The following is an 11,923-nucleotide window of genomic DNA, read 5'->3' as shown; positions in this document are numbered from 1 at the left end:
TAAAGCGCTATGCCCAAACCAATAGAACGTTCGATTAGATATTGTTTGATTTGCCTGATGATTGGTTTTGCTTTTTTTTCTTGTAAAGAAAAAGAAATCCAAAGGCCCAACATTGCCTGGTTTGTCAGTGAAGACAACAGCCCTTATTTGGGTGTCTATGGAAACACGTTTGTGCGGACGCCCACCTTGGACAGCATGGCAAGGGCGGGGATACTATACACCAATGCTTTTTCCAATGCACCTGTTTGTGCTCCATCCAGATCAGGCATCATCACAGGCGTATTACCGGTAACCATGGGATCCCAACATATGCGCTCGAATGTAGCTATCGCAGACCAGATCGGATATTTTACCAGTTACCTGAAGGAGGCGGGATATTTCAATTCTCTCCGGAAAAAAAGAGATTACAACATTGATAGGGACGACCAAAGTTGGCATATAGATGACTGGTGGGCCATGGATGAGGCCTTGGCAGAAAGGACACCCGATCAGCCTTTTTTTATGTTTTACAATACTTGGATGACCCATGAGGATAAGCTCCATGGACAGGATAAGGCAAGAGACTACTTTAGGTCTACTTTTGCCCATTTGCCCCAAGAGGAGTTGGACATGCTTGAGGAAAGTCTGCACCCCATTGACCCAGCCGAGATTTCCATTCCAGGATATCTTCCGGATATTCCAGAAGTGAGGTCTGACATGGCAAAATACCTTGAATTGATGGAGATGATGGACCACGAGTTCAAAATGTTTCTCGATCATCTCCGGGAGATTGGAGAATTGGACAATACCATCATCATCTATTCCAGTGATCATGGAGGCGTCATGGCCAGAAGCAAACGCTTTCCCTTTGAAACAGGACTTAAAGTCCCACTGTTCATATGGTTTCCAGAGAAATACCAGCACCTTGCTCCTGAATCCCCCGGAACCGTTACCGACAGACTGGTTACTTTTTTGGACATCACGCCCAGTATTTTGAATTTGGCGGGACTGGAAAAACCAGGCCACATGCAGGGAGCGGCCTTTTGGGGACCAAATCCCCAAAAAGAAGCGGCCTATGCTTTTGGATTTCGGGACCGTATGGATGAAGCCTATGACCTGGTCCGAACCATAAGGGACAAAAAATACCGCTACACCAAAAATTTTATGCCCTTTAGACCCTCGGGGCAAAAGGTGAGTTTTCTCTGGAAAGCAGCCCATGTGCCTGCTTGGGAAAAGCATTACCTCGAGGGCAAGTGCAACGAGCTGACAAGTCAATTTTGGGAAAGCCGGGAATCTGAGGCTTTATATGACACAGAAAATGACCCTTTTGAATTGTACAACCTGGCTCAGGATCCTGCTTATCAGGAAACCTTGGAGACCATGCGTTCAGATTTGTTGGATCACCTCATCTCGATCAATGACCTGGGCTTTGTTCCGGAAGGATTGCTATACCAAAAGCGACTCAACGAGGGACTGAGATACGATCAAATGTATGCCTCAGATACGCTGGAAAGCCTGATTCGAAGTGTCTTTAAAATGACACAAAACCAGTATCCTGATGACATCAGAGCACTTTTGAATCATCAAAACCCTGCTTTTCAGTTTTGGGGCATATTGGGGGTAAGAATGATGGATGATCCCTCTGATATGAAGCAGGATTTGATGGATATGACTGAAACCACCTCGGGAGATGTGAAGGTGGCCTTAGCAGAAGCATGCTACATCATGGGAGAAAAGGAAACCGCCCTTGATCTCTTCAGGGAAAGCATGGCCACACAAAGCTCATATGTATTGCTGAGAACTTTGAATACGCTTGAGGTTTTAAATGAGCCTATGCCCCTCTTCATCCAAGAAATCTCAAACTTGTCAGAAGAGAATTACTCTGAGCAGTTTGGCTATCCTTTTAGGGTTCAAAGTCGGATTTTAGATGAATTTAAAAGTAAAGGTCAATGAAATTTCGACAATATTTTTGCCTTAGTCTGCTGGCTTTGGTTTGCAACATGGCCAGTGGACAATCGTTGTATTGGATCAGGGAATCCGGTGCCGAGCGCAATGAATATGTTTTTTTCAGAAAGGAATTCCAACTGAACAAGCTTCCTGATTCGGCAGAATTAAATCTGTATGCCGATTCCAGGTATGTGCTCTATGTCAATGGGAGCTATCTGGGTTTCGGTCCGGTCAGGTCTTTTCATGCCCATCCCTATTTTGATACCCATGACCTCATCCCTTATTTAAAAACCGGAGAAAATGTCATCACGGTTTTGGCACTATGTAATGGAATGGAAACTTTCCAATTGTTCGATTACCATGGGGGGGTGGCCATTTGGGGAGAAATAACCTCCCCCGACCAAAAAATAAGCTTGGATACAGAAAGCTGGCGGGCCCGCAAGTCCTTGGGTTATGATCAGACTACGCCTCGTTTTTCATTTGCCCAAGGGCCCATAGAAAGCTGGGACAGTAGCAAAGACAAGGGATGGCTAGACACAAAACAGAACCTTGAAGGCTGGCAAATACCCGTTAAATTAAGTAGTCAAAACAATTGGGGAGAAATGGCACCTAGACCCATTGCCCCCTTGACCAAACAGGAGCTTCAGGCCATCAGGACCTTTGGGGTTTATCCCATTTTGGACGTAGAGGAAATCCATTCATTTCGGATCCCTTCCAGAGATGAAAACATCCGGGAATACAGTAAACCCTACATGGGATTGGCCTATACCTTTATTTATTCTCCCCGTGAACAAGTGGTAACCGCCGGCTTGTGGTGGGGAGAGCATGTGTTGAACGGAAAAAAATTAAAACAGCTACCAAACCAATCCAGGGACAATTACCGGCAGGACCATGCTTTGCCTTTGAAAAAAGGCTGGAATTCCTTTTTGGTCCGAAATCGCATCATCTGGGGAACCTGGGATTTTTACATGGCCTTGCCCAAAGATAAAGGATTGGTCATCTCCTCGAGTCAACAAACCAATGCTTTGGAGCCCTTTCGCTCTTTCGCTCCTTTGGATCCGGTGATAGATGAAAAGATCCAAGAACTTGACCTTACCCAACCTTTGGAACGAATCAGGGAGATAGGTCTCTGGGAGATCCATCAGGCAGCAGCCAATCAACCCGCAAGGGATGTGGCTTGGTATGAACCCGATTTGGAAAAACAAATCCTCCCTGCCGGACCTGTCCCGGGTAAGATCCTTTTACCGGACAATCCAAGTGGACATACGTTGTTTATGGATTTGGGGGAAACCCAGCTGGGCCATCTCTTTGTGGAAGGTGATTTTCCTGAAGGCACCATCATAGACATAGGCTTCAGTGAAGAACTGGATCAAGATGGATTGCCATGGTTATACAAGCGGCCACAAATAGGCGCAGGCCTGAAATTTGTCACCGCAGCAGGGCAGACCCGCTATCAATCCTTCAAACCCTATGGCGCCCGGTATCTGAAAATCAACATCCGGGGTACAGCAGGTCCTAAAACCATTAGCAAAGTGGGTGTGATCCGGCAAGTGTACCCTTTTGAAACAGCAGGGAGCTTTTCCTGCTCAAATCCCTTGTTTGACCGAATCTGGGAAGCCAGTTGGAGAACCCTGCAGCTGTGTGCCGAGGATGCCTATACCGACACCCCTTTCCGAGAAAGGGGCCTTTATGCCGGAGATATGTTGCCTCAGCAAGCCATCACCATGGCCATCAGTGGAGATATGGATCTGATAAGACATTCCTTACACGTTTTTCAGGACATGTATCGGGAAGAGATGTGGGAAGGCGAGCCAAACGTACATGATGATTATCCTCTGGCCACCTTGATTGCATTGGACGTCTACAGCCAATATACTGGGGACTGGTCCTTGGTGGAGGCCTATTATCCAGCATACAAAAGCCTTTTAGGGCATCACCTTAACAGGAAAAATGAAGCGGGATTGATTCATACGGAGAGTGTATTTATCGAATGGTCGGAAATCAATAAAAAGAACGCCATCATGACCGCTTTTCAGGCCATGATGCATCATTCCCTAAAAGTGATGGCCAATTGGTCAGGTAAACTGGGTTTAGAGGAAGATAAGGCCTACTTTGATTCGGAAGCTGCCTCACTTGGCCAGGCGGTCAATGAGGTACTATTTGATACCGAAGCAAGAAACTATCAGGATGGAATCAAGGAAGGGGAATTTCTGGCCAAAAAACACCTGAGCTCAAGCATTTGGGCGGCCTTGTTTGGCATCAGTGATTCCAGGCAATCCGATGACATTTTAGAATGGTTAAAAGTAGAATTGGAGGACATCGGGCAGGAAACCCGCAAAAGAAAAATCTCTCCCTACAGCTCATTTTATCTATTCTCATTGCTTTATCAAGCTGGGGATGCAGGCACTGCCGAGCAGTTTATCCACAAGCATTGGGGACCCATGGCCTTGCACAATGACAAACCCACCGTATGGGAAAACTTTGATGTGACAGGAGTTTTGGGCACCTCCAGCCATGCATGGACTGGACATCCTGCCTTTTTCTTTGCCACAGAAACACTTGGGGTAAACTTGGGTTTTTTTAAAGACTTCAGTGCTGACCTGATTGAAATCCAGCCCCAATCAGAAAGTCTTACCTGGGCTAAAGGAAGAGTGATGCACCCATTAGGTCCGGTGGATGTGTCATGGGAAATCAAAGGGGACAACCTTTTTCTGGAATACTCAGTACCTGAGGGAGCCGAGGTAAGGATCTCTCCAAGAGGAAAACTGGGTCAGTTAAACTTAATCAGCATAAAAAAATGAGCTTCTTTTCTGGATAGAAATGATTCATCTAGAGTTTTGCCTGAGTTGGGCAAATCAGGTAAAAATTGACCCCCCACCTGGGTCTGATGGCCAAAAAGGGGATTTTTTTTCCAACCACTACACAGGCACAAAGGTATGTGCACCCTCACGCCCGGCATTTATGACAGGTCTCCATACTGGCCATACACCCGTCAGGGGCAATTTTGAAGTCATGCCAGAGGCTCAGTATCCTATGCCCGATACCTTAATGACAATTCCCAAACTGTTGAAGGAGGCTGGCTACGCGACGGGGGCTTTTGGAAAATGGGGCTTGGGCTTCAATGGAACTTCAGGTGATCCAATCAACCAAGGTTCCGAAAAATGGGCCTGCTTTATTTAAAAAATTGAATTTCAGCGTACTGGATCATGCAATGACCTCATAAGCGATCAGCGGGGACTTCTTGTTTTTAAGGGTCAGTGGACCTACCTCCTTGCATTGAAAGGATTCTTTAACCATCTCGTAACTCTTTTCGGAGATCAGGATCTGGTTTTGATCAGCAGCAGCCTGAAGTCTTGCCGCGGTATTGACCGTATCACCGATTACCGTATAATCCAACCTTCGCAGCGTGGAAGAACCGATGTTGCCTGACACCATTTCTCCGGAATTGATTCCTACAGATACCTTGGGTTCAAAGGTAGACTTGCCTTTGTACACTGGTTCGCTTTTTAGTGTCTGACGTATCGCCAAACTGGCATCCAAAGCCCTATCCAAGTGGTATTCTCCGGTAAATACTGCCATCACGGCATCTCCTATAAACTTATCCACGACCCCGTTTTCCTTAATGATTTCTTTGACCATGATGTCAAAGTACTGGTTTAAAAGTTCGACCACCTTGTCTGCTGCCTCAAATTCGCTGATGGCTGTAAAACTGCAAATGTCAATAAAAGCCACTGTTCCTTCCACGGTCCGGTTGTGGAAAAGCGCTTTCTCAATTTCCATTCCCCCCATGAAGTTTAGCACCGTCTCATCTACATACATTTTGAGGATGTTGTTTTCTTTTACTGCCTTCACCGTTTCTTTGAGCTGGAGTACATGTTTGAGGGTCTTTTCTATCGTAATTTCCAGATCGGCAAAATTGACCGGTTTGGTCACAAAATCAAAAGCTCCCCGGTTCATGGCAGTACGGATGTTGTCCATATCTCCATATGCCGAGACAATGACCGATTTCAGCAGCAGGTTTTGCTCACTCAATTTGGTCAACAGGGTGAGACCATCCATTTCTGGCATATTGATATCACTCAAAATCACATCGACATCTTTGTGAATCTGAAGTTGCTCAAGGGCTTCCCTTCCGTTCATGGCAAACAAAAACTCATATTCATTCTGGCGGATTTTTTGCCTGAATTTCTGTTTGATCAGTACTTCCAAATCTGCTTCATCATCTACTACGAGAATCTTTGCCATTGCTTGTCAGTAATATGCTTAATTCATTAAGGCTTTAATTTCTTCTCTTAAAGAATCAAAGTTAATGGGTTTGGTGAAAAATTCTTTCGCTCCTGATTTGATCGCTTTGTTATAATTATCCGAATCCCCATAAGCGGAAATCATGCTCACGTTGATCTGGGGATACTTCTCCTTGATTTTATCCAATAATTCCAATCCGGTCATGCCAGGCATGTTGATATCCGAAAACACATAAACCACCTTGGGTGGGTTGGATTCCTCCAACACTCGCATTGCCTCTGCGCCTGAAAAAGCAAAAACCAACTCCAGGTTTCCGTTTTTTATTTCTTTTCTGAATTTTTGACGAAACAGCATTTCCACGTCCTTTTCATCATCAACAATTAAAATTTTCATATGGGTCAATTAAGTGTTTTTTGGTAATAAAATATTGAACCGGGTAAATTCTCCAATTTCGGATTCAACTTCTAAGGTGCCATCATGATTTTTTACGATGTCATTGGTGATGCTCAAGCCCAAGCCGGTTCCCTCAGTGCCTTTTTTGGTGGTAAAAAAGGGCATCAGTAATTTGTCCTTAATCGCTTCGGATATGCCTGGTCCATTGTCCTCAATTTGAATCTGCACCTTATCTTTGATCTCACGGCTGCGGACCAACAATTTGGGACCATAAGCAGGGGGCCTATTTCCTTCAGAAGCATCAATTTTTGCAATTGTATCCAGCTTTTCGCGCATGGCATCAAAAGCATTTTTACAGAGGTTCAAAATTACTCGGCTGAAATCTTCGGGATAGAGCAAAAGCTTGTCCATACCATCTTCTAAATCATATTCTATGGTCACATTGATGGGGTTTTTATTGGCTCGCATTCCGTGAAAAGCCAAGTTGACGTACTCTCTGATCAATTCATTCAAATCCACAGCTTCCTTGATGCTTTTACCTCCTCTGGAATGCATCAACATGGATCGAACTATGCCATCCGCCCTTGAACCATGTTGTAAGATTTTAGTCAGGTTGGCAGAAACATCATTTAAAAGTATTTTGATCTCGGCTTTGACTTCATCGTCTTTTTGTTTGTCCAAATATTCGTTGATTTCTTCAATGTATTCAAGACTTAATTCCGAAAAATTGTTTACAAAGTTGAGCGGGTTTTTGATTTCATGGGCGATACCTGCTGCCAATTGGCCCAAACTGGCCAATTTTTCCTGTTGAATCAGTTGTTGTTGTATGACTTGAAGCTTTTCTTGGGCCTTATCAATATCCTTGAGCAATTGCTGTTCTTTTTGCTTGGTGCGTTCTCTTTCTCTCACAATCAACCACCACCCAAGCAAAAAAATCAATAGGACCAACAAGAGCAGACCTATTACGGAAACCCACCACATGGAAGGAAGCATGGCTTCATTTGACTGATTTTCAAGTCCTGATACGGGCTCAACCTGCGCATAAATCACTGAAGAAAAAAAGCAAAAGCCCATCACCAAAAGGCAAAAAACGCGCTTTGTTAATTGCCTTAATTGGTCTGTATAATATCTTTTTTCCATACAATAAGTAAGGTCTAATATGGATGTAAAATACATAATTGTTCCGATATTTTCTGATTTAGACCCATATTTTCAATATTTTCAAGAATTTTCAGGACTATCTACCTAATTTTATTTGCTGTTAATCCATCACAATACTTTCCTTGACTGATCCACTCCAGGTAGTGTGATTTCGAAGGTGGTTCCCAATCCCTCTTTAGACTTAAGGGTAAGATTTCCTCCATGGGCTTTGATAATGTCATAGCTCAAAGATAAGCCTAGGCCAGTGCCTTGCCCGGTTGGCTTGGTGGTAAAAAACGGCTGAAAAATTTTTGACCTGATATTTTCTGGAATCCCTGACCCATTGTCAGATAAGGATATTTTAACCCCTTTTTTCCCTTTGAAATCAGGTATTGTTGAGGTGGATATGGTCACTTTAGGTTTATAGGTCTGCAGATTTGGATCCTTTTCATCCTTTGCATTTTTGCTTCGTTCATTGACAGCATAAAATGCATTGTTGATCAGGTTGAGAATCACTCTTCCGAGCTCTTGTGGAATTCCTTCCACCTTAGGTAGGTCAGGGTCAAGTTCGATAGAAAAATCCGAATTGAATGATTTATCTTTTGCCCTTAGTCCGTGATAGGAAAGCCGCAGGTATTCATCCGCAATGGCATTGAGGTCACACAGGTCTTTTTTTCCATCATTGCTCCTGCTGTGTTGGAGCATCCCTTTGACGATAGCATCTGCCCGTTTCCCGTGGTGGTTGATTTTCTCTAGGTTTTGTGCCAAATCCATGGCAATGGCCTTCACCTCTTCTATTTCTCCTTTGGATAATTCCTCCTGCATTTCCTGGATCAACTCATGGCTCACCTCAGAAAAGTTATTTACAAAGTTCAGCGGATTCTGGATTTCATGGGCAATCCCCGCAGTAAGCTCCCCTAAGGAGGCCATTTTCTCTGCATGAATCAATTGGGTTTGTGTGGACTTCAACTCATTCAAGGCCTTTTCCAAGGCTTCCTTTTGTTGGGTCAGTGCAGCCGTCCGTTCAGCCACCTGTACCTCCAATTCAGCTTTTAAGGATTCGGTGATCCTGAATTCCTTTTCTCTTTCCTCTGCCTTTTTTCTTTCCAGTTCCAAAGCCTTCCTTTGCTTTCTGGAAATAAACCACATGCTGATGGCCCATATCAAAGCAAAAAATCCAGCGATATCCAAAAGGTATTCCAGTGTTTTGTACCAATTTGGACTGACAAATTCTATGATGTCTGAAATGACAGAAATTACTATCAGTGGCAGCAAGGCATATACCAAACTCCTTCTGCCATGAAAATCTTCAATATTGACCACGGCATATACCACTCCGGCAATCAGGGCCAATCCGATGAACTTGGTCAGCAAATCAGGAAGCAGATTGGTTGCTTGCAGGACCAAGGTAGTCACCGCGACAATCATCCCCCATTTCAACCAATTTTTCCATTCGGGGCTAATGGCGGCCACACCTATAGGCTTTCTAAGGTAATAGAGGAGAATTAAAGCAATGATGTTTTCAAAATTCATAGCGGATAAAAAGGGCTGAAATTTAAGCGTTAATATTTTGAACAGTTTGTTCTTCTTGACTACCCCGAAATCTAAATGATACCTGTTTTTCTCTTTTGAGAGGCTATTCGTCTAAATCATATGCATGGCTGTTCATAATGGTTCGCAGTAAAAGTTGAAAATACAAGAAATTCCATCAATTTGAAACTAAGACTCGCTAATTTACCCCCTCAGGCAATCCTGTCTTGAGCAAATGGGCATGAAAGGACAAAAAGAGTTTGACCATAATTTATCTGATTTAAAATTACTTAGATTTAAAAAGGATTAGCCTTACATCAAACTTCACATTAAAATGGGCCAAAAAACGTCTATTCACATCCTTTAGGGTTTGCTTCTTGCTGTAGTCCTTTTTCATGCTGACGTGTTGGTCAAACTGATTCCCTATGACATCGTTTGGGGCGGCAGGCTCCAAAATGATTCAGAAATGTTGGTTTTTGAAGCACTATCCATCCTTATCAATTTGTTTTTAGGATTTGTTTTACTCATGAAAGGAGGTTATTTGAAACCCGTTTTCAGTCAAAAAGCAATTAGATACATCCTGTGGATATTTTTCATTTTATTTGTAGTAAATACGATAGGAACGTTTACGCCATGGCAAGCTTCGAAAAGTCATTTGCGGTTTTTACCTTGATTTTTGCCTTCTTGATGTGGGATGTCCTTCATCCAAAAATCACAATTCGAGATAAAACTGCTCTACCCAAATAAATTTTATATCCCCCAATAAACCGTTCCCTTTCGGTTTTGAAGATGTAGTTCTGATCTTTTTCAGAATAGGTAACATTTTTCTTTAGGGTTGATCTATTAAAATTCCGATTCTATTTTTCTTTCAGATTAACCTATTTCAAACGATGATACCGCTAGTTTTTTTCTGTTTCTGTGCTTCATGGTGCTTCATGAATTGAAGATTCAAATTGCTGACTAATAGCCCAAGAGTTATTCTATAAATACTCCTATTTTTATTGGGCCATAAAATAGCCTTTCAATTCAACTTTCGTTTAGGTACTTCTATAATAATTTCAAAAATTGTAAAGAGGAATTTCTTCTAATTTCAACCTTTGGAAACACCGATAAAACCTTGGGCCTCAATCCTTTTGATGATCGGTTTTTTGCTAAAATAAATGTATTTTAAATTTGTTTTTTTGCATTTAATACCTAATATTAGGTATATTCGGAGACTGTTTTCAGCTCTAATTTCTAGTCTTGGAACCCTTCGTTTTGTATTGAAATTCTAGTTAGAGAAAACTTAAAATATCAAAAGTATTTTACTTATCCTTTTTCCAAAAAAACTTGAAAATATGAAAAAAAATATTAAAATAATATTGTTGATATTTCTTTCCGGTTCTATCCTTCAGGGTTGCGACTTAATGGAAGAAGATAAGCAAATCCAAGAAGATTCTGTATTGGAAGCCAATGCAGTGTTTTCCACTCTAGTTACAAATGACCCCCTTCTCGCTCAACTTAGTGAATTTGAAACCGTCTCCATTAATAGTTACACGGTAAAATTTCTTGGAAGGGAATTTGTCAATGGATCAACCACTTTTTTCTACACTGTATCAGGGGAGGGGAAAAACCCACAGCTTGACAGTTTTTTTCTTGAAATTCCAGCCTGTGCAGGAAAGTTGATCGGAAGATCTCCCCAGAATGCTTCCGGCATTGAAGGAAACAAAGTAAAATGGAATGCATCAGTTTCCAGTACAGGCTCCCAAAATTACTCGCTTACTTTTGAAGGTGATGTTTCTTTGGGTATAATAGAAGCTACTGTAACCAGGGGAGGCGTTACTATGAGCAGTTCTGTTGTAGGTCCATGCAAAGGTGTTTCCACCCTTAGCGGCAGCATATTTATTGATTCGGATGCAAACGGCAAAAAAGAACCTTCTGAAATGGGATTAGCGGGATTCCCTATTACGGTAGTAAATAATGTGGATCAAAAAGTGGTAGCAGAAGTAAAAACAATCGATGGAGGTTTTTTTAATATAAAAGTTTTACCAGGGAATTATACCATAAGATCTGCAGACAAATTGCTGAACGAAAATTATGATCCTTCCACACCAATCTTTATTGAATTAAATCAGGTCAATGAAAACAAGAAGGACCTCAATTTTGGTTATCTCCCCAATTCTTCCAAAATCATTAATGATATCCAGCAAAATGTAATTCTGTTGAATACCCAGCCAGCAAGTTTTTGGATAAGTCAATTAAATGAAGCAAATAAACCAAGAGGAAAAAATAAAGAGGCTATGTTGGCCATTCTTTTGGATATTGAAAATTTATTGCTTCCAATACCGTTTGAGTTTGGAGATAATAAAATAGAGAGTGCATTGGCCATCCTTGCTTTGCCAAATGGTAAAAAAGCCCAAGAATCAGAAAGTGATGACAAAAAATTCTTTAGACAACTACTGGCAGCGGAGATGAACGTAGTTTCTAAGCGTGGTGCTATCGTTATTGTCAACGGAAAAGCTGAGTTGGCGGATGATTTTAACATGGCATTACTGATATACGGAGAGGGGATTGGCTGTGTCATTAAAGGTGCTTGTATTTCAGAATCTGGTAGAATTCAGTCTGATGCATTTTCTGCCAATTCAAGAGATTTGATCAGAAGTACTGATTTATTAACCTTCTTCAATGGTACTGGAGGAGTAAGATAAGG

At 42.2% G+C, this 11,923-nt stretch carries 8 protein-coding genes; 4 read left to right on the top strand and 4 right to left on the bottom strand.

Annotation, left to right across the window (positions count from 1 at the left end; genetic code table 11):
- Window positions 1-9 precede the first annotated feature (9 nt).
- Genes H1A14_RS06115 through H1A14_RS06105 form a run of 3 tightly spaced genes read left to right on the top strand, consistent with a single transcriptional unit; the run spans window position 10 to window position 5,106 of the window.
- Entirely contained in the window at window positions 10-1,932 is a 1,923-nt protein-coding gene (locus H1A14_RS06115; protein ID WP_194775330.1) for a sulfatase family protein, read from the top strand.
- Window positions 1,929-4,727 (top strand): alpha-L-rhamnosidase-related protein, encoded by a 2,799-nt coding sequence (locus tag H1A14_RS06110; protein ID WP_194775329.1) that lies wholly within the window; start codon window positions 1,929-1,931, stop codon window positions 4,725-4,727. Before H1A14_RS06115 ends, H1A14_RS06110 begins: the two co-directional genes overlap by 4 nt.
- Window positions 4,728-4,746: 19 nt before the next feature.
- Window positions 4,747-5,106 (top strand): sulfatase-like hydrolase/transferase, encoded by a 360-nt coding sequence (locus tag H1A14_RS06105; RefSeq protein ID WP_194775328.1) that lies wholly within the window; start codon window positions 4,747-4,749, stop codon window positions 5,104-5,106.
- A 24-nt stretch (window positions 5,107-5,130) separates the two neighbouring features.
- Here H1A14_RS06105 and H1A14_RS06100 read toward each other — a convergent pair whose 3' ends face one another.
- The 4 genes from H1A14_RS06100 to H1A14_RS06085 form a co-directional block, all read right to left on the bottom strand.
- On the bottom strand, window positions 5,131-6,171 hold the full coding sequence (locus tag H1A14_RS06100) for an adenylate/guanylate cyclase domain-containing protein (protein WP_194775327.1): 1,041 nt from the start codon (window positions 6,169-6,171) through the stop codon (window positions 5,131-5,133).
- Window positions 6,172-6,189: 18 nt separating this feature from the next.
- Window positions 6,190-6,564 (bottom strand): response regulator, encoded by a 375-nt coding sequence (locus H1A14_RS06095; RefSeq protein ID WP_194775326.1) that lies wholly within the window; start codon window positions 6,562-6,564, stop codon window positions 6,190-6,192.
- Window positions 6,565-6,573: 9 nt separating this feature from the next.
- Window positions 6,574-7,704 carry a sensor histidine kinase gene (locus H1A14_RS06090; protein WP_194775325.1) on the bottom strand — a complete coding sequence of 377 codons (1,131 nt, stop codon included), beginning with the start codon at window positions 7,702-7,704 and terminating at the stop codon, window positions 6,574-6,576.
- A 129-nt stretch (window positions 7,705-7,833) separates the two neighbouring features.
- Window positions 7,834-9,237, bottom strand: coding sequence for an ATP-binding protein (locus tag H1A14_RS06085; RefSeq protein ID WP_194775324.1), 1,404 nt, complete (start codon window positions 9,235-9,237; stop codon window positions 7,834-7,836).
- 1,334 nt (window positions 9,238-10,571) lie between these two features.
- Here H1A14_RS06085 and H1A14_RS06080 point away from each other — a divergent pair.
- A complete protein-coding gene (locus H1A14_RS06080; protein ID WP_194775323.1) occupies window positions 10,572-11,921 on the top strand; it encodes a hypothetical protein in 1,350 nt (449 codons plus the stop codon).
- Window positions 11,922-11,923: the final 2 nt, after the last annotated feature.

The sequence above is a fragment of the Pararhodonellum marinum genome, from assembly GCF_015354735.1.
Lineage (GTDB): Bacteria > Bacteroidota > Bacteroidia > Cytophagales > Cyclobacteriaceae > Pararhodonellum > Pararhodonellum marinum.
This window is presented reverse-complemented; position numbering and strand designations above follow the sequence as displayed.

Coding starts and splice junctions, on each gene's coding strand:
- H1A14_RS06105 (WP_194775328.1), top strand. CDS start 4,747: ATGATTCATCTAGAGTTTTGCCTGAGTTGGGCAAATCAGGTAAAAATT.
- H1A14_RS06095 (WP_194775326.1), bottom strand. CDS start 6,564: ATGAAAATTTTAATTGTTGATGATGAAAAGGACGTGGAAATGCTGTTT.
- H1A14_RS06090 (WP_194775325.1), bottom strand. CDS start 7,704: ATGGAAAAAAGATATTATACAGACCAATTAAGGCAATTAACAAAGCGC.
- H1A14_RS06115 (WP_194775330.1), top strand. CDS start 10: ATGCCCAAACCAATAGAACGTTCGATTAGATATTGTTTGATTTGCCTG.
- H1A14_RS06080 (WP_194775323.1), top strand. CDS start 10,572: ATGAAAAAAAATATTAAAATAATATTGTTGATATTTCTTTCCGGTTCT.
- H1A14_RS06085 (WP_194775324.1), bottom strand. CDS start 9,237: ATGAATTTTGAAAACATCATTGCTTTAATTCTCCTCTATTACCTTAGA.
- H1A14_RS06110 (WP_194775329.1), top strand. CDS start 1,929: ATGAAATTTCGACAATATTTTTGCCTTAGTCTGCTGGCTTTGGTTTGC.
- H1A14_RS06100 (WP_194775327.1), bottom strand. CDS start 6,171: ATGGCAAAGATTCTCGTAGTAGATGATGAAGCAGATTTGGAAGTACTG.